This is a genomic window from Algoriphagus aquatilis, assembly GCF_042657405.1.
Lineage (GTDB): Bacteria > Bacteroidota > Bacteroidia > Cytophagales > Cyclobacteriaceae > Algoriphagus > Algoriphagus aquatilis.
On sequence record NZ_JBHSKS010000008.1, the window covers coordinates 1 to 18,005 of the forward strand.

Annotated in this window: 15 protein-coding genes; 5 read left to right on the forward strand and 10 right to left on the reverse strand. The window is 44.9% G+C overall.

Going from position 1 to position 18,005, the window contains the following annotated elements; genetic code table 11:
- Positions 1-263 precede the first annotated feature (263 nt).
- The 4 genes from ACFPIK_RS11000 to ACFPIK_RS11015 form a co-directional block, all read right to left on the reverse strand.
- A complete protein-coding gene (locus ACFPIK_RS11000) occupies positions 264-1,802 on the reverse strand; it encodes a YifB family Mg chelatase-like AAA ATPase (RefSeq protein ID WP_377915179.1) in 1,539 nt (512 codons plus the stop codon).
- Between the two features lie 63 nt (positions 1,803-1,865).
- Positions 1,866-2,234, reverse strand: a complete 369-nt coding sequence (locus tag ACFPIK_RS11005; RefSeq protein ID WP_377915181.1) for a hypothetical protein — start codon at positions 2,232-2,234, stop codon at positions 1,866-1,868.
- A 12-nt stretch (positions 2,235-2,246) separates the two neighbouring features.
- Positions 2,247-4,079 carry an ABC transporter ATP-binding protein gene (locus tag ACFPIK_RS11010; RefSeq protein ID WP_377915183.1) on the reverse strand — a complete coding sequence of 611 codons (1,833 nt, stop codon included), beginning with the start codon at positions 4,077-4,079 and terminating at the stop codon, positions 2,247-2,249.
- Positions 4,080-4,139: 60 nt separating this feature from the next.
- A complete protein-coding gene (locus ACFPIK_RS11015; RefSeq protein WP_377915185.1) occupies positions 4,140-5,840 on the reverse strand; it encodes a hypothetical protein in 1,701 nt (566 codons plus the stop codon).
- 321 nt (positions 5,841-6,161) lie between these two features.
- Here ACFPIK_RS11015 and pafA point away from each other — a divergent pair, with 321 nt between their 5' ends.
- The gene (gene pafA, locus ACFPIK_RS11020; RefSeq protein WP_377915187.1) at positions 6,162-7,793 is read left to right on the forward strand and encodes an alkaline phosphatase PafA; all 1,632 of its coding nucleotides are present in this window, start codon (positions 6,162-6,164) and stop codon (positions 7,791-7,793) included.
- A 151-nt stretch (positions 7,794-7,944) separates the two neighbouring features.
- Positions 7,945-8,355, forward strand: a complete 411-nt coding sequence (locus ACFPIK_RS11025; protein WP_377915189.1) for a transposase — start codon at positions 7,945-7,947, stop codon at positions 8,353-8,355.
- 35 nt (positions 8,356-8,390) lie between these two features.
- Here ACFPIK_RS11025 and ACFPIK_RS11030 read toward each other — a convergent pair whose 3' ends face one another.
- Positions 8,391-9,554 (reverse strand): homogentisate 1,2-dioxygenase, encoded by a 1,164-nt coding sequence (locus tag ACFPIK_RS11030; RefSeq protein WP_377915191.1) that lies wholly within the window; start codon positions 9,552-9,554, stop codon positions 8,391-8,393.
- 128 nt (positions 9,555-9,682) lie between these two features.
- On the opposite strand from ACFPIK_RS11030, the gene ACFPIK_RS11035 reads away from it, so the two are divergent.
- Both ACFPIK_RS11035 and ACFPIK_RS11040 read left to right on the forward strand, forming a co-directional pair.
- Entirely contained in the window at positions 9,683-10,471 is a 789-nt protein-coding gene (locus tag ACFPIK_RS11035) for a glycoside hydrolase family 16 protein (RefSeq protein ID WP_377915193.1), read from the forward strand.
- Positions 10,472-10,587: 116 nt separating this feature from the next.
- A complete protein-coding gene (locus ACFPIK_RS11040; protein ID WP_377915195.1) occupies positions 10,588-11,226 on the forward strand; it encodes an MCP four helix bundle domain-containing protein in 639 nt (212 codons plus the stop codon).
- On the opposite strand, the gene ACFPIK_RS11045 is transcribed toward ACFPIK_RS11040, so the two are convergent.
- The 5 genes from ACFPIK_RS11045 to ACFPIK_RS11065 all read right to left on the reverse strand — a co-directional run bounded on the left by ACFPIK_RS11045 (position 11,223) and on the right by ACFPIK_RS11065 (position 16,567).
- Positions 11,223-12,110, reverse strand: a complete 888-nt coding sequence (locus ACFPIK_RS11045; protein WP_377915197.1) for a sugar phosphate isomerase/epimerase family protein — start codon at positions 12,108-12,110, stop codon at positions 11,223-11,225. The two genes, ACFPIK_RS11040 and ACFPIK_RS11045, sit on opposite strands and share 4 nt — an antisense overlap.
- A gap of 64 nt (positions 12,111-12,174) precedes the next feature.
- Positions 12,175-12,729 carry a gluconate 2-dehydrogenase subunit 3 family protein gene (locus tag ACFPIK_RS11050; protein WP_377915199.1) on the reverse strand — a complete coding sequence of 185 codons (555 nt, stop codon included), beginning with the start codon at positions 12,727-12,729 and terminating at the stop codon, positions 12,175-12,177.
- A 21-nt stretch (positions 12,730-12,750) separates the two neighbouring features.
- On the reverse strand, positions 12,751-14,430 hold the full coding sequence (locus ACFPIK_RS11055; RefSeq protein ID WP_377915201.1) for a GMC oxidoreductase: 1,680 nt from the start codon (positions 14,428-14,430) through the stop codon (positions 12,751-12,753).
- 25 nt (positions 14,431-14,455) lie between these two features.
- The gene (locus ACFPIK_RS11060; RefSeq protein ID WP_377915203.1) at positions 14,456-15,328 is read right to left on the reverse strand and encodes a hydroxypyruvate isomerase family protein; all 873 of its coding nucleotides are present in this window, start codon (positions 15,326-15,328) and stop codon (positions 14,456-14,458) included.
- A 12-nt stretch (positions 15,329-15,340) separates the two neighbouring features.
- Positions 15,341-16,567 (reverse strand): nucleoside permease, encoded by a 1,227-nt coding sequence (locus tag ACFPIK_RS11065; RefSeq protein WP_377915205.1) that lies wholly within the window; start codon positions 16,565-16,567, stop codon positions 15,341-15,343.
- 246 nt (positions 16,568-16,813) lie between these two features.
- Here ACFPIK_RS11065 and ACFPIK_RS11070 point away from each other — a divergent pair, with 246 nt between their 5' ends.
- On the forward strand, positions 16,814-17,983 hold the full coding sequence (locus ACFPIK_RS11070) for a Gfo/Idh/MocA family protein (RefSeq protein ID WP_377915207.1): 1,170 nt from the start codon (positions 16,814-16,816) through the stop codon (positions 17,981-17,983).
- Positions 17,984-18,005 lie beyond the last annotated feature (22 nt).

Genomic DNA, 18,005 nt, shown 5'->3' on the forward strand with positions numbered 1-18,005 from the left:
GGCTTACCTGACCGAAGCGCATCTCCGGCCTGCTTGGCGAAAGCCTTGAAATCAAACTCTTCTTTGTCTTCTTTCATAGTCAAAATTTAATGGTTTAAATTTTGACACAGTTATTTGAACAGTCTCTAGTAAAGTAACCATTTATGGTAGTTCTCTCAATTCTACCATTCCCGTTAGGGATAAAATTTGATTAGTATGATTGCAAGCCTGTTTCTCCAAGAATTCAATTCCCTCTTTTCTCTTTCACCCATTCTTTACTAGCCTCACCCCGCCCAGCCTTCTCTGTCCAGGCTTCGGTATTGTATGGCTTCAGCGAGATGTTCGACCTTAATAGCCTCACTTCCGGCGATATCTGCAATCGTACGGGCGACTTTTAGAATTCGATCATAAGCCCGAGCCGAAAGACCGAGGCGCTCCATAGCAGTTTTGAGGAGTGCTTTCCCCGCTTCGTTAATTTGGCAGACTTCCTTTACCATGTGGGATGGCATCATCGCATTGCAAAAGACCTCCGGGTTGTTTTCAAATCTGAGTCGTTGAAGTTCCCGACCTTTGATCACACGCTCTCGAATAGCCTTACTGGACTCACTTTTTCGGGTAGAAGTCATCTCATCAAATTTGACGGGAGTCACCTCCACATGCAGATCGATCCGATCTAAGAGTGGTCCACTTACCTTATTGAGGTAGCGCTGCACAATGCCGGGACCACAGACACATTCCTTTTCTGGATGGTTGTAATAGCCACAAGGGCATGGGTTCATACTTGCGATCAGCATGAAATTGGATGGATAGTCCACCGAAACTTTTGCTCTAGAGATGGTGACCTTTCGCTCTTCCAAAGGCTGTCGCATGACTTCAAGAACGGTCCGCTTAAACTCCGGCAATTCATCCAAAAACAGAACTCCGTTGTGGGCAAGGGAAATTTCTCCCGGCTGTGGATTGCCACCGCCACCGACCAGAGCTACATCCGAGATGGTATGGTGTGGACTTCGAAAAGGCCTTTGCGCAAGAAGGGAGGCATTTTTCCCAAGTTTTCCTGCCACTGAATGAATTTTGGTAGTCTCCAATGCCTCTTGCAAGGAAAGTGGTGGCAAAATGGAGGGCAGTCGCTTGGCAAGCATAGTCTTGCCCGCACCGGGAGGACCGATCATGATCACATTGTGCCCTCCGGCAGCTGCGATTTCCATGGCTCGCTTGATATTTTCCTGCCCTTGCACATCCGCAAAGTCAAATTGGGTATCATCTAGCGATAGATAGAAGATCTCCCTAGTATCAGTCACCAAAGGTTCGATGATCAGATTTCCCTGCAGAAAATCCACGGCCTGATCCAAGGTCTCCACACCGATGATATCCAAGTTATTGACAATAGAGGCTTCTTTGGCATTTTCAAGAGGAAGAATAAACCCTTTGAATCCACGCTTTCTTGCTTCAATTGCAATCGGAAGGACACCTTTGATCGGGCGGAGATTCCCATCAAGGGCGAGCTCACCCATAATGACGTAACGGTCGAGCTCAGGAAATAGCACTTGCTCGGAAGCTTGAAGAATCCCCATAGCGATCGGCAAATCATAGGCAGAGCCTTCCTTTCGGATATCGGCAGGGGCTAGGTTGATCACTACTTTTTGCCTGGGCATCCTGTATCCAAAATACTTCAGGGCAGATTCTACCCGCTGTTGGGATTCTTTGACGGCAGAGTCTGGCAGACCAACCATAAAGAAGCTGGTTCCTTGTCCTACATTTACTTCGATCGTGATCAGATTGGCGTCTACGCCTGAGACTGCACTTCCAAAAGTTTTTGCAACCATAAGTGAATAAAAAAAGGAGACGGTTTGGTCTCCTGAATATACTGGTTTGCGAAAATTAAATCTTTATTGATCCGTGAAATTTTGACGGGGACGGATCATTCCGGATTGCTCTTCCTGATTTTTCTGAGGAACTGATTGGGAAATTGTACGGACTTTAGGATGTTCTAGATCATAGAGTTTAGCCTTTACTTCATTCATCTCAGATTCCATTTTTTTGAACTTACCTCTCAAAATCCTTAGCCCGAAAGTAGTCGCCCCCCAGGAAAACAGGAAAAGAATTAATCCTAAAAGAAAAATCCTCCCCATGATCTCAGGGGATATCTGCTCCATTCCCACGAGTGCCCCCAAACTGTCAAAGAAGACAAACAGCACCAAAAAGACAAGAAAAAATGCCAAGAGGATAAGCTGCAAATAAAAGGCGATAGTTCTCATAAAATCATTGGGTCAAACAGACTGGATAGTGGAAAGCTTTTGGTACAGCCCTCCCATAGTCATCAAATCCGAGTGTGTACCTCGCTGGACAATCTGACCCCGTTCAATTACCAAAATCTCATCTGCATGCTGAATGGTACTCAGTCGATGTGCGATCACCAAAGTAGTCCGATGACTCATCAACTTCGTCAGGGCTTCCTGCACGAGCAACTCTGACTCCGAATCCAAGGCAGAAGTGGCCTCGTCCAAGATCAGAATGGGAGGGTTTTTCAGTACTGCTCTGGCAATACTCAATCGCTGACGCTGCCCTCCGGAAAGTTTGGAGCCTCGCTCACCGATATTGGTTTGGTAACCATTTTCGAGCTGAGAGATAAAATTATGGGCATTGGCAATCTTTGCCGCTTCGATGACCTGATCCTCAGTGACGCCTTCCAACCCAAACGCAATGTTATTAAACACCGTATCGTTGAAAAGGATCGACTCTTGAGTCACGATACCCATGAGACTTCTCAGTTCAGCAGTCGAAAAGTCTCTCAGGTCTGTTCCATCCAATAAAATCTGACCCTCACTTGGGTCATAAAACCGTGGTACCAAATCCGCCAAGGTAGATTTCCCACCACCCGATGGCCCTACCAAGGCGATGGTTTTTCCCTTTTCCAAAGAAAAATCAATGTTCTTCAGCACCTGGGTATCCCCATAAGAAAAGCTGACATTTTTAAACTCAATCCGATCGCTGAAGGCAGTCAGCGACTTAGGATTTTCCGGATCTTTAATCAAGTTGGGTGTGTCAATCACCTCAAAAATTCGCTCTGCTGAGGCAATACCGCGCTGAATACTAGACACTGCCCGGGAGATTTCCTTGGCAGGATTGAGGACTTGGGTGAAAATAATGATGTAAGTAATGAAGTCAGAAGCACTCAGATCAGACTCTCCACTGAGTACCAAGCTACCCCCATAGACTAAAATTCCTGCTACTACCGACACTCCCATAAATTGAGAAATCGGTGCGGCCAGTTCATTTTTCCGGGCCATGCTCACATTGACATCGGAGTATTGATCTGTTTCGTGATCAAACTTACGACGGACAAATCGCTCAGCATTGAAGGCTTTGATGACCCGCATTCCTCCGAGGGTCTCATCCAGAATATTGACTATACGCCCCAGAGACTCCTGACTTTCTACGGCACTTTTCTTCAGCCTTTTGGTAATCCCACCGATGATTGCCCCCGAGACAGGTATGATCAGCATGGTGAAAAGCGTAAGCTTAACCGACATGAAGAATAAGACCGCGAAATACAGGAAAATGGTAGCCGGCTCTCTAAATACCACCCGTAAGGAATGAACAATGGTGTTTTCCACCTCCTGTACATCATTGGTCATTTTAGAAATCAGGTCGCCTTTTCGCTCATTGGAAAAATAGCCGATGTGCAAATGACTCACTTTTTGAAAAATATCCATCCGCATTCCCTTGATCACCATCGCCCTGACTTGTGCCAAGACTACTCCGGAGAGGTAGGTAAACAGGTTGGACAAAAATACCGAACCCACAATGATGACACAGACAAAGAGGAGCGTTCCGAATTTTCCATACTCCTCACTGACCAGCAAAAACCGATGATTAAACATCGAAGTGAAATACTCGACGGAAAAGCTGAAAGCGGGCATTTCTCTGAATTTTTCCAGAGAAGCTGGATCTAACTGCTCAAAGATGACATCAAAAAGAGGCTTAAGCAGGGTGAAATTGAGCAGACCAAATACGATCGCCAAAAAGGCATAAATGATGTAGATCGGAAAAAACCTTCCAAAAGGTCTGGCATAGGAAAGTATCCGAAGGTAGGTGTTCATTTAAAAGAGCAAAGGTGAATCAGCTCGCAAGTTACGCAAATTTAACGGAGTGGGTTTTGATCAGTAATTGAAGTCCGGTCTGATGAAGTTCCATCGAAAGGCCAGTTGCATGAAATTGCTTACTTCTGGAGCATCCAAATTTTGCGCAGTCCTCCTTCTGAGGTAGTGAGACGCATCGATGAAAAAGTTATGCCTAACCATATAACTAGCAGTGAGATTGGTCTGCACTACCCGATTTTCTACGCCTTGGCCAATCACATTCCCGAAAAGGCCTGTTGGACTATTTTGAAGCCTGTTTTTCAGGACATCACCACCCCAATTAACCACAGGATTTTCGTCTGTTCCAAAAAACTGATACATCCCCGTCAAGTTCATATCCAACCTCGGAAGTGGCTGATACCGAATTATCCCCACAACTTCTCTGAAGTTCGCTCCTCTAGGATGGGTCAGCGGTGTACGCCAATGGCTGTAGGACTGGTAATCGAATTTTTCCTGAAAAGTGTAAGGTCTGGCTTGATTCCATTCGAGTTGGAGGTCAAGATTTTTTACCCCCAAGGCATTGATATACTTGTATCCGGCTTGGATTCCATATTTATTTCGTTTGGAGCCTTTGCCGTCGATCCCAAAAAACTCGTTGAACACGAACTCATCCAAGGCAAACTGGCCATAAAGCTCCATTCCCGGTCGAAAGATCCACTTACCATCAAAACCCAACATGACCTTGTCAGGTGTGCCTTGCTGCTGCTCCACCCAGCGAAGGAATATGATCGGATTGAAATAATTGAAATTGACTTTGTCCGTCATCACAGAAGAGAAAAAGCCGAGATTCATGCTTTTCCCGACATTCATACCGAGCCTGTTGTAAGAGAAAAATTTCTGAGGATATCGGCCATCCGTAGGTCTCCCACGATTGTAAAACACATCGGCAGTGAGCTGAGTCCAGAGATTGGTCAGCTGAAACTTCCACACCTTGGTATTGAACTTGGCAAACATGTAGGGATTGGAGAAATCGGAAATCTGAAAAGACCTATAGCCTTCTCCGGCAAAATTGCGGTCATGCCCTACCTGAATTTCGATGTGCTTGGTGATCTGAAAAGAGACATGACCAAGGGCAGAGAAATAATTATATCCGTCTGATTGATATTCCTTCCAAAATCCCTCTCCGGGAACCGCCCCGTTATACTCCGCAAATTCTTTTACCCAAGAAGGAAAAAAGACCTCTGAGGTAGTCAGGTAAGTATAAAATCCAACTTTTTTGTCTACCGAACCCCGAATCGCAAGCCCTCTCGCGAGTCTGGCAGGGTTGCGTTCATTGCCTTTTTCGGTGCCTCCACTGAGGTAGATGACTGGTGACAAATGAATTCCAAAGTCCTCGCCCTCGTAATGAGCGAAATCACCGGGTCGACGGTATAAGGATTTCAAAATTGGTTTTTTTGAGGCAGGTATTTCTCTAGTTGAAAACTCCCAGGAGTCCTGAGTCAGAAAGTCTAGGTTGAATTGATCCGCTTTGGATTGAATTACTACAGGGTTTTCGGCCAGACTGTCCAGGTATTGAGCTACAATGTCCCTTCGAAATGGTCTGAATCCTGTATTGAAAAAAGGATTGGTCTTTCCTTGCAGGATTTCATAACGCTCTAGTTTATGGTAATAATCCCGATCATAAGGGATGTATGCTCCTTGGGAAAAAGCAAATTGAGCAGAGAAAAGCAAAATCAAAGAAAAGAAACCGGAGAAAATTCGATTGAAAGAAGTCTTTTGCATAAGCTAAATCTAGAAAAGAAATGGCAATCCAATGGGCTAAAATAGAAATCAAATCACCAATTGACCTATTGGAACCAACCTGAATTTGCTACCTCAATACCTCCTGAGGGAAAATGATCCCTGCTTTGATTGATCTTGGTTGAGTTCTTGTTGACTTGATCACACCAACTTAACAGGCAAAACAAGCTTTATCCTTATCTTTGATCAGATTTATAGATCTCATCTTCTTGGAGAAAAGATAGAGCTCTGACGAATAAAAAGAAGGTTATTCTTCAAAACTCGTCTGATTTCTCCCTCTCGCTGATGAAAAAAACTAATTCCATGAAAAATACCATGACTTTGGTCCTGATGGCTTTGATGCTCATCACCGGCGCACAAGCCCAGGAACAGCCCCAAAAACCCAAGCTGGTTGTAGGCATTATTGTCGATCAGATGAGACAAGAGTACTTCTACCGTTTTGCAGATCGATATGTAGAAAATGGCCTGAAGCGCTTTTCCGAACAGGGATTCATGATGACCAATGGCCACTACAATTACATCCCGACCTACACCGGACCAGGGCACGCCTCGGTTTACACCGGCACCACTCCTGCCACACATGGGATCATCGCCAACAATTGGTATGTGCGGTCATTGGGGAAAATGATTTATTGTGCGGAAGACTCTACTGTAACGAATGTGGGCGGAACTCCTGAAAACGGGAAAATCAGTCCACGCAACATGCTCAGCACTACCATCACCGATGAGCTGAGACTATCTACCGGCAAGCGGTCCAAGACTGTAGCCATCGCCATCAAAGATCGTGGGGCCAGCCTACCCGGAGGCCACACTGGAGATGCGTATTGGTACGACGATGTGAATGGAGACTGGATGACTTCTACATTTTACTACTCGACCCTTCCAAAATGGGTGGCAGATTTCAACGCCAAAAAACGACCTGACTATTACCTCAAGCAAACTTGGAACACACTTTTTCCAATTGAAACGTATGTAAACAGCCTCCCGGACAACAATGACTTTGAAGGACCATTTATAGGAAAGGATACCCCCACTTTCCCTTATATCTTAGACTCATTGAAGGCAAATAACGGTGGATATGGACTGGTAGCCTCTACACCCTTTGGCAATAGTCTGACCTTGGACTTTGCCTTTGCCGCTATCGAAGGAGAAAAATTAGGACAGCGCGAGGTGACCGATTTTCTGGCGGTTAGCTTTTCCAGCCCAGATTACATTGGTCATCGATTTGGGCCATCCTCGATCGAGGTAGAGGACAATTACTTGAGACTCGACCGTGACCTGGCTGACTTCTTTTCCTACTTGGATAAAAAAATTGGAAAAGGCGAATACCTGGTGTTCATCTCAGCTGACCATGCCGTGGCTGATGTCCCCAATTACATGATCAGCGAAAAAATTCCTGCTGGAAACTTCAACTCAGGAATGGTATTGGGTCAACTGAAAGGATTTGCAAATGCGATGTATGGAGAGGGGGATTGGATCAAAAACTTTTCAAATGAGCAGATTTTCTTAAACCATGAACTCATCAAATCCAAAAAAATGAACGCAGAGCAAATTCAGCGGGATTTGGCGGAGTATGTTTTGAGATTCAAAGGAGTGAAAGAAGCCTATACGGCAAGTGATCTAAAAAGGCAAGAATTCACCAAAAACAGAGCTCATTTGCTTCAAATGGGCTATAATCACAAAGCTTCCGGTGACGTTTTACTCATTCTTGAGCCTGCTTGGTTAGTAGGTGGGGCAAGAGGTACTACACATGGTTCTGGGTTCAACTATGACACCCATGTGCCGATCGCATTCTATGGATGGGGTATCAAACCGGGAAAAAGCGTTTCCTATGCCACAGTAACTGACATTGCTCCCACCCTTTCAGTTTTGCTTCAAATCCGTATGCCTAACGGTACCACTGGATCTCCGATCAAAGAAGTCATTCAGCCTTAATTAGGAACCCCTTTAATTGCCCCCGAAATTCAAAATGCCAAGCTAGGCATGATTGCGAATTCCGGGGGCTTTTATTTGCCCAAAAATTTAACATAGACTTTTATCGGGTTTCAAATTTTTATTTCTAATTTTTACACTTTCATTTCCAAAAATGAACCACTCACACTCAAATATCTGGACTCACCTCGTTTTATGGACCAAAGACCATCAACGGGTGATTAGCTATGAAATGAATCCATCGATCAAGGAAGCGATGGATTTGGTTCTGTTGGAACATTCCGATCAACAACTTCACTACAGCATCCTTCAGGATCACATTCATTTGTTAGTCAAGCTACCCGGGAAAACTTCCGTTGACAATTTGGTGGATCATTTACAGGAGCTTATCTGCGACAGACTTACGCAAAATGGCTTTGAACCATGCATTGAGTGGGACAAAGATTATCATGCGCATTCGGTGAGTCTCAATCGGCTTTCTGCTGAAAAAAGTCTGCTTGAACGACAAGAATACAAGCATAAAGAAATTTCACTTTTTGAGGAGCTGAAATTCCTTGGAATGTAAAAAAGGCCTGAATTCGAAATTCAGGCCTTTTTTATCTATTCAGTCCAGCTCATGGGGTAATTTTTATCGACAAACTCCAAGGCATCCGTCGTGATGAAAAGCGGTCGATGGGTATCGAGCATGACGGCGTATTCGTGCGTCTCTTTGGCGCCGATGGACTTCTCCACCGTCCCCGGATGGGGTCCATGCGGAAGCCCTCCCATATGAATCGTAAAGGATCCCCGGTCAATTCCCTTTCGACTCATAAACTCACCTTCGGCATAATAGAGCACCTCGTCAGAATCAATATTGCTATGATTATAGGGTGCAGGAATAGCCAAAGGATGGTAATCAAAAAGCCTGGGTACAAACGAGCAAATCACAAATCCCCACGCTTGGAAGGTCTGGTGGACTGGTGGTGGCTGGTGGATGCGCCCCGTGATCGGTTCAAAATCGTGGATAGAAAGTGCATAAGGGTACAAATAGCCATCCCATCCTACAATATCCAATGGGCTGTGACCATAGGTGTATTGGTGGAGAAAACCCTGTTTTTTGATCTGCACGAGGTAATCTCCTTTTTCTCGCTCAATGTGGATCTCATGAGGAGGGCGGATGTCTCGTTCGCAGTAAGGAGAATGCTCCAACAGTTGCCCCACTTCATTTCGATACCGCTTCACCGTCTCAATAGGTCCATGAGACTCGATAATCAATAATCTGAGCGGACCTTCTTCCGCAAATTCAAATCTGTAAATCGTCGTGCGTGGGATGACCACATAATCCCCCTTTCTGACCTCCAATTTTCCAAATTGGGAATATAGGACTCCTTCCCCATCGTGAATATAGATCAGTTCGTCTCCATCGGCATTTTTGAAAAAGTAATCCATTTTTCGCTGCTTGGGAGAGCAAATCCCCATCATCACATCATTGTTCATCATGAGCATTCTTCGCGCAGAAAGGTAATCTTCTCCGGTCGTTTCGATGCCTGAGGTTTTGAGATGGGTTTGATTTAAGCCATGCGCTTTTGCAGGCTCCCATGAGAAGGGAACAGGAGCACCAATCGACTTGACCTCATTGGGATTATAGATGTGGTAGAGATTGGAATAAATCCCTGAAAAACCTTTGGAGCTGACCAGCTCTTCTTTGTAGAGACTTCCGTCAGGTTGACGAAACTGGGTATGTCTTTTTGGTGGGATTTGCCCCATCCTTACGTAATAGGCCATATTTTTGGGTTTATATTTACCGCTAAATTAACATTTATAGCTGGTTGAAAAATCAACCATAGCCGACTGATCAAATCAACCGCTACCAATCAGGGAAAGTTTTATATTTTCCTCTAACCCCATAACCTATGAAAAACCTGTTTTTAATTTTCTTACTACTCACTATTGCAAATCCAATGGCAGCCCAACAAGCCAAATTGCTTTGGGCGGATGAGTTTGATCAAGATGGTCTGCCCAATCCCAAAAACTGGAGCTATGATGTGGGGGATCATGGCTGGGGCAACAATGAATTGCAATACTATACCAAAGCGGCCTTGAAAAATGCTAGGGTTGAAAATGGAAGACTCATCATAGAAGCACATAAAGAGGAGTCTTTTTCAAAAGGCTATTCTTCTGCACGCATTGTTACCAAGGAAAAGGCTTCTTGGCAGTATGGTTACATCGAGGTAAAAGCCAAACTCCCTCAAGGTGTGGGGACTTGGCCTGCCATTTGGATGCTTCCTGAGCAAAATAACTTTGGTGGTTGGCCAAAAAGCGGGGAAATCGACATCATGGAACATGTAGGCTATGACCCGGGAGTGATTCATGGCACAGTACATACTGAAGCATTTAATCATACTAAAGGAACCCAAAAAGGTGCTCAGAGAAAAGTTGACAGCTTTGATACTGATTTTCACACCTATGCGATCGATTGGAAAGCTGAGCAAATTGACTTTTTCATCGATGGTGAGCGGTATTTCACATTCAAAAACACCGGCGGTGACTACAGAGAATGGCCGTTTGGACATCCATTCCATTTGATTCTGAATATTGCTGTAGGAGGAAATTGGGGTGGTCAAAAGGGAGTGGATGAAAAAATCTGGCCCCAACGTATGGAAGTAGACTATGTGAGGGTCTATGATAAAATGCCCGAATGAAGCCCATAAGGGTAATTCAAGGCTATTTTCGTTGGGTTTTTTGGGATTTAGTGGGATTGTCCTTTACTTAGAAAAACCCAATTGGTTAGATTCACTCACTGAAATTTGAAACTGACGTGCTAAAGAGAAAAAAAGTACAGGCATTTATCATCATCGGTATTCTTTTACTGATGCTATATGGAAAGAACCTGATAGAAAGACAATCTTTCAGAAGTATCAGCAGCACCTTTACCGAAGTATATAATGACCGCTTGGTAGTAGAAGGATATATTTTCAAAATTTCAGAGAAGCTATTTAAAATTCAAAAATTGGTGGATCACTGTGATTTGGATTATGACTATTCCAAGGTGGTCAATGAAATTTCCCAACATGAGAAAGAGATTCTAAGTCTCGTAGGTGAATTTGAAGCTACCAATCTGACCGAACAAGAGGCAACTTATTTGACCGATTTCAAAAAAATCATTGAGACCGATCTCAATATCAAAAGTTACAACCTCCTCTACACGGACTCCTCCGGTGTAAACAAAGAACAAGTTAAAATCTACGATCAGAAGATTAGCCGTGCACAGCAAGACTTGGATAATTTAAGTAAAATCCAGCTTGAAGAGGGTGAAAAGTTGATCAGCAAAGCCAAGGTTCTCATCAATCGCTCTCAGATTTGGGCACAATTTGAAGTGGCCCTGCTGATCATTTTGGTTATTGTCATGTTCCTTTTGCTCTTCCGCAAGTCTGCAGATCAAAAGGATATGTTTTAATATTCCAACCCTGCTAAGTAGTTGGCATTTGCCTCAGCCGCCTCCATGGGTGTACCAGTAGGAAAGCGCTCTTGCTCTACGATAAAATATTCCATTCCGAGATCTTTGGACTGCTTGATTAGCTCCGCATAAGGGATCTCTCCCTGACCCAACAACACCCCTCGCTGATGCGGATCTCCGGTACCGGCTTCAGCATCCTTGACGTGGCAAAGCCGGAATCTTCCCGGATACTTGGCTAAATAGTCGCTGGGCTTCACATTGGCCACATGCGCCCAGTAAATATCCAATTCAAAATCCACCAATGCCGGATCTGTCTCATTCATCAGTACATCCTGTGGAAGCTGACCCTCGAGATCGACAAAGGTGTAATCATGATTGTGGTAGGCAAACTTCAATCCGAAAGATTGGAGCTTTTGCCCAATTTGATTGAATTCTTTTGCCATCGCACGGTACTCATCCAGTGATTTTTGTGGGCCAATCCACGGGCAAATCAGGTACTTGATCCCCACTTCGGCTGCTTGCTGTGCCTGAGCTTCCAGATTTTCGAAGACATTGCAGTGACTGGCCACCATTTCTATACCCAATTCGGTCATCAATGCTTTGAATTCGGCCGGCTGCATACCCCAAAGGATTCCCTTTCCACCATCAAAACCTTCCAACTGCTTATATCCAAATCCTGCCAAGGAACGGATGGTAGCGACTGGGTCAATTGCCATATCTTCTTTCACGGAATACAATTGTATCCCAAACGCGGCAAGTTTGGATGCCGTAGACTCAATGGCTTCATCTTTTTTTGGTGCTGCGCAAAATTGCAGGGGCATCACAGCTGCTCCTACACCCAATAGCAAACTGGATTGAATGAATTTTCTTCGTTGGTTTTTCATAGATAGCGGGAAAGAAAATGCCTGCCCCCGAAAGGACAGGCAAAGGTTAAAATTATCTTAATCATTAACCGGTATAGGCTCGATCACCTTTCTTGTAATCGATACAAGGCTCAAACTTACCGGGAGTTTCTACATATCGAAGTGCTTGAGTAGCTCCGATTTCTGAGGTGAAATAACCCAAAACGGTCAGATCACGAAGCATATTGATCACGATAGGCTGCTTTTCTTCTCCACTAGCCTTGAATTTCTCCTGCATCGCATTGAGGAAAGCTAATCGATCCTCCGGACTTGCTTCCATGAAATCAGCACCTTTCTCCGCTTTGAAGTCTTTTCTCAAGGAGTTTACCCCATCGATGAAAGATTTTTGCTGATCCGCGTCGTAGCAATCCTTGATCATCATCTGCATGAATTCACCAATCTTGGTAGCCTTGGCACCAGGAGTATCGGTAGTCGGGATGATGGTCTCCCCGATCTCATCTAGGAAAGCCAGATCATCCGGCGTGAAATTCAAGTCTTTGATCTGGGACTCCGGCGCACAACCGGTCAAAATAGCGGTGGCACCGATCATCGTACCTCCCATCATTAGGACTACGCTCTTGAGCGCATCTCGTCTGTTCATTACTGTCATGTCTTGGTCAGATTAGAGGTTTCTCTTTTTCAATTCTTCCACTGCGAAAGCTGCCGCTCTTGCTGTCAACGCCATGTAGGTCAAGGATGGATTTTGTGCTGCTGCTGAAGTCATACAAGCACCATCGGTGACGAATACATTTTTGGCATCCCATACTTGGTTGTTGCCATTGAGTACAGACGTCTTAGGATCTCTACCCATTCGTGCGGTACCCATTTCGTGAATACCCTGACCAAAGGTGTAACCATTGTCATAAGTCTTCACATCCTTAAATCCTGCTACCTCAAGCATTTCTGCAGCGTCAGCCATCATGTCCTTACGCATGTTGAGTTCGTTTTGCTTGATTTCGGCATTCATGACTAAGGCTTCCATACCCCACTTGTCTTTCACAGAGTCAGAAAGTTTGATGGTGTTTTCATGGTATGGCAAGATTTCACCGAAAGCAGTGATTCCCATGGACCATGGTCCTGGTTCAGTCAAGGCATCTTTCATCGGTGCACCAAATCCCAGCTCGGCCACATCTCTGCTCCATCCACTTCGGCTAGCGCCACCCTGATAGCCAAATCCACGGATGTAGTCACGCTTTTCTCCGTTTAGATTTCTGAATCTTGGAATGTAGAGACCGGTTGGTCTTCTTCCGAAATAATACTTGTCTTCAAATCCCTCATAAGTTCCACTGGCTCCCAATCGGAAATGGTGATCCATTACGTTGTGACCCAGTTCACCTGAGCTTGAACCCAATCCTCCCGGCCAGATGTCGGTGGCTGTTCTCATCAGGATGGCGGTAGAGTTGAAAGCAGATGCACAGAGGAAGATGATTTTTGCATCATACTCCACGGTCTGATTAGTTTCCGCATCGAGAACTTCTACTCCCGTTGCTTTCTGTGTGTCTTTGTCATAAATCAGACGGCGTACGATAGACCATGGTCTCAAAGTCAGATTACCTGTGGCCTGAGCTGCAGGGAGCGTAGAGGCCTGGGTACTGAAATAGCCTCCAAAAGGACAGCCCAAGGAACACTTGTTTCTGTACTGACAGCCTGGACGACCAGGTAGCGGCTGAGTGATGTTGGCCGGCCGACCAATGGTCCAGGTTCTGGCACCTTTGTAATGCTCTCTGATTTTGGCTGCTCCGGCTTCTTCCACACAGTTCATCGGCATAGGTGGCTGGAATTCTCCATCAGGAAGGATTTCCAAGCCATCTTTTGAGCCGGATACACCGATGAATTTTTCCACATAGCTATACCAAGGAGCGAGGTCATTGTATCTGATAGGCCAATCGACTGCAATGCCGTCTTTCAAGTTGGCTTCAAAGTCAATATTTGCCCAGCGGTAGGACTGCCTGCCCCAAAGTAGCGATCTTCCTCCTACTTGATATCCTCTAAACCACGTGAATGGCTTTTCCTCCACATAGGGAGAATCACTTTCGTGCGCCCACCAGTCGAGGTTGAGCTCATTGAGCACATAATCCCTCTTCAGGTTGGGGTGATTATTCAAATGCTCTTGGGTACGACGGCCTCTGTGAGGCACTTCCCAAGGGGAAAGAGTAGCCGTTTTGTAATCTTTTACGTGCTCGACCATTGGGCCTCTCTCCAGGAGCAATACTTTCAGCCCCTTCTCCGTCAGCTCTTTAGCAGCCCATCCGCCGCTAATCCCTGACCCAACTACGATTGCGTCAAACGCTTCATTTGCCATAGGTTATGGTATTTGGTTTAATTAGTTACACATCACATACTTGCACGGCATGACCCAGTGCAGCGATTTTATCTTCTCCTTTCGGAATAAATTCATGAGAAACATACCCCTTGAATCCGGAATCCACGATCGCCTGCATGATCGGCGGATAGTAGATTTCCTGCTTATCATCCAGGTCATTTCTTCCAGGATTCCCTGCGGTATGGTAATGCCCAAAATATTGGTGGTTGTTTCGGATACTTCTGATAATATCTCCCTCGTCGATCTGCATGTGATAGATGTCAAAGAGGAGTTTGAAATTCTCACTTGAAATCCGCTTGCAAAGCTCCACACCCCAAGCTGATTTGTCACACATGTAATCTTTGTGATCCACACGGCTATTAAGAAGCTCCATGGTGATGATGACATTATGCTTCTCTGCCAAGCTTAAAATTTTCTTGATCCCGATTTCACAGTTTTTCAAACCCGTTTCATCATCCATTCCTCTTCGGTTTCCGGAAAATGCAATGAGATTTTGATATCCAGCTTTGGCAACCAATGGAATTACCTCCGTGTAGTTTTTTTCCAATTGATCGTGAAACTTGGGATCATTGAATCCATCCGGGATACCCAACTCTGCACCGTTGCACATGGAGCAATGGATATCATATTTTTTAAGTGTTTCCCAGTTTTTTGGCCCGATCAGGTCAATAGCCCCAACGCCGACTTTTTTGATGTTGGCACAAAGCTCTTCAAGTGAAAGCGGCCTCATAGACCAAGCACAAACACCATGATTGATGTTGCCTTTCAGTTGAAAAGTAGGTTCTTCCTTCATTTCAAAGGAGGTAAGAGATCCTACAGCTGCTCCGCTGAGGATCATTTTTTTGAAGGAAGAACGTCTTCCTGAATCGAATGTCATGGTTAGGTTGGGTTAGGGTTGAGTGTTGATTTTTTCCTTTTTGAAAAGGGAGATGAAAAATAGCAAAACCAAGATGGAAATCCCAGAAGGAATCATCCAAATCGACTTCCAAAAGTGAACACCGGTCGCATCTTGGTAATAATTGGAGATTTGACCCGCAGCCCAGAAGCCGATCAGCATGCCCACTCCATAGGTCGCCAAAGTAATCAAGCCTTGAGCAGAGGATTTGAATTTCTCACCGGCATGCGCATCTGTGTAAATCTGTCCACTGACAAAAAAGAAGTCATAACAAACTCCGTGCAGCGCAATGCCTACCAACAGCATCCAAACGCCCGAGTCCGCATCGCCAAAGGCGAACAACACATATCTAATTGCCCATGCCAGCATGGCTACGATGAGGGTATTTTTCAATCCAAACCTAGAAAAGAAAATAGGCAAGGCCAGCATAAACAACACCTCGGAAACTTGCCCAAAAGCCATCTTTCCCGTGGAGTTTTCCACCCCGATTTCTGTCAAAAAAGGACTGGCATTTTGGTAGTAAAAAGCCAGTGGAATACAAATTAAGATCGAGGAAAGGAAAAAGATCGCATAGTTTTTATGCTTGAGCAGGGCTAATGCATCTAATCCCAACACTTCAGAAAATTTGAATTCTCCTGCAGTTTTTGCCCTTGGAGGTGTACTGGGAAGTGTAAAACTATAAATCCCCAATCCCAAGGAAACGATAGATGCCATGATCCAGGTATTTTTCAACAGCCCTTCTGCCAATCCTGTCTGACTGTCCCAAGCCAAGGCTGAGATTATAAATCCTGCCGTCACCCAGCCGATAGTCCCCCACACCCTAATGACTGAAAACTCTTTCTCAGGATTTTTCATCTGATTGAAAGAGATCGAATTGACCAACGCCAAGGTGGGCATAAACAGGATCATGTAAATCAACAAGAGCGGGAAAAATCCGGCAAAATTTTCACTTGAGTAAAGCAAATACATCAAGACTGCTCCCAACAAGTGGATAAATCCTAATATTTTCTGAGCTTGGAAGTAGCGGTCCGCAATTAATCCGACGATAAATGGAGCCAAAATCGCTCCAAAGGATTGGGTGGAGAAAGCCAGCGAAATGTCCTGATCCTGCGCTTTAAGATTGGATCCTAAAAAGGTACCCATGGTGACATACCACGAGCCCCACACAAAAAACTCCAAAAACATCATGAGTGAAAGACGAAACCGGACGATGAAGGGCATGGGACGTATTTTGGGTGAAGAACTGTGACCTAAATTGTGGCAGAAATTTAGAATTTAGCCTTTTTGCTGTATTTTAAGCATCTCTTTTGAGAATCCGAAGAAAGGGGCCTAAAAGTTTTGGCAAAGCCATTCATAACCCAATGATGCAATTGGTCATAAAGCAGTCTCCGAACCGGATGAATACCCGAAATTTCAGCAAGAAATCTAATCATCTACTCAAATAACCTGATAAACTAATATTGACCTATGTCAACTGCTAAAAAATTGAAGCTTGGCCTCGTAGGAGGTGGTCCGGGTTCATTTATCGGTGCCATTCATTTGAATGGAGCATTAATGGACGGAATGTTTGAATTGGTATGTGGAGCATTTAGCTCCAATCCTGCTAAATCCAAACAAAAAGGCGAAGAATTGATGCTTGATCCTTCACGAGTCTATGGATCTTACGACGAGATGTACCAAAAAGAAGCTGCTCTTCCTGAAGGCGAGCGAATGGACGTCGTGGCTATCGTCACTCCAAACAATGTCCATTTTGATCCTACAGTCAAGGCCCTGAAGCATGGTTTCCATGTGGCTTTGGACAAGCCCCTTACCCTAAACTATCAGGAAGCCAAAGAGCTTTACCATATCGTCAAAAATTCAGACCGGAGATTTCTCCTCACCCATACTTACACAGGCTATCCGATGATCAAGCAAGCCAAGCAGATGATCATGGATGGAAAAATCGGAAAGGTGAGGAAAGTCTATGTTGAATACCCACAAGGCTGGCTTTTCAAACTGCTAGAAACGGAAAACAATAAGCAAGCAGAGTGGAGAACGGATCCAAACCGAAATGGACTGGCCGGCTGCATGGGCGATATCGGCACTCACGCTTTTAATATGGTAGAATATGTAACCGGACTTAAAGTATCTCATGTTTGCGCAGACCTGTATATCAAAATCGACGGAAGACCTATCGATGACGATGGGGTAGTTTTGCTTCGATTTGAAAACGGCGCATCAGGCGTATTGATGGCTTCGCAAACAGATACCGGGTGCGAAAACAATTTGAAGCTGCGCGTGTATGGAGAAACAGGGGGACTAGAGTGGGAACAGGAACTGAATAACACGCTGATCCACCGAGAACCAACAGGGCCGGCACATGTATTAAGGGCCGGCACGGGTTATTTAGGCTCACTTGCCCAAGAAAATACCCGTACTCCGGCAGGGCATCCTGAGGGATACATTGAGGCTTTTGCTAACTTGTATCGAAATTTCGCACGCTGCATCTATGCAGATCGTGCAGGAGAAAAACCTAAATGGGAATGGGAAGATTATCCTGGAATAGAAGACGGAATCCGAGGAATGGCATTTATAGATCATGTACTCAGAAGCACCAAATCTGACTTAAAGTGGACCCCATTTATTGTAGAAAAATAACTTTTACTCAAACTCGTTAAAC

Bases quoted from the DNA above. Each gene is read 5' to 3' on its own strand.
- ACFPIK_RS11030 (WP_377915191.1), bottom strand. From the start codon at position 9,554: ATGGCCTATTACGTAAGGATGGGGCAAATCCCACCAAAAAGACATACC.
- ACFPIK_RS11010 (WP_377915183.1), bottom strand. From the start codon at position 4,079: ATGAACACCTACCTTCGGATACTTTCCTATGCCAGACCTTTTGGAAGG.
- ACFPIK_RS11055 (WP_377915201.1), bottom strand. From the start codon at position 14,430: ATGGCAAATGAAGCGTTTGACGCAATCGTAGTTGGGTCAGGGATTAGC.
- ACFPIK_RS11035 (WP_377915193.1), top strand. From the start codon at position 9,683: ATGAAAAACCTGTTTTTAATTTTCTTACTACTCACTATTGCAAATCCA.
- ACFPIK_RS11060 (WP_377915203.1), bottom strand. From the start codon at position 15,328: ATGACATTCGATTCAGGAAGACGTTCTTCCTTCAAAAAAATGATCCTC.
- ACFPIK_RS11025 (WP_377915189.1), top strand. From the start codon at position 7,945: ATGAACCACTCACACTCAAATATCTGGACTCACCTCGTTTTATGGACC.
- ACFPIK_RS11050 (WP_377915199.1), bottom strand. From the start codon at position 12,729: ATGAACAGACGAGATGCGCTCAAGAGCGTAGTCCTAATGATGGGAGGT.
- ACFPIK_RS11015 (WP_377915185.1), bottom strand. From the start codon at position 5,840: ATGCAAAAGACTTCTTTCAATCGAATTTTCTCCGGTTTCTTTTCTTTG.
- ACFPIK_RS11070 (WP_377915207.1), top strand. From the start codon at position 16,814: ATGTCAACTGCTAAAAAATTGAAGCTTGGCCTCGTAGGAGGTGGTCCG.
- ACFPIK_RS11000 (WP_377915179.1), bottom strand. From the start codon at position 1,802: ATGGTTGCAAAAACTTTTGGAAGTGCAGTCTCAGGCGTAGACGCCAAT.
- ACFPIK_RS11005 (WP_377915181.1), bottom strand. From the start codon at position 2,234: ATGAGAACTATCGCCTTTTATTTGCAGCTTATCCTCTTGGCATTTTTT.
- ACFPIK_RS11045 (WP_377915197.1), bottom strand. From the start codon at position 12,110: ATGAAAAACCAACGAAGAAAATTCATTCAATCCAGTTTGCTATTGGGT.
- pafA (WP_377915187.1), top strand. From the start codon at position 6,162: ATGAAAAATACCATGACTTTGGTCCTGATGGCTTTGATGCTCATCACC.
- ACFPIK_RS11065 (WP_377915205.1), bottom strand. From the start codon at position 16,567: ATGCCCTTCATCGTCCGGTTTCGTCTTTCACTCATGATGTTTTTGGAG.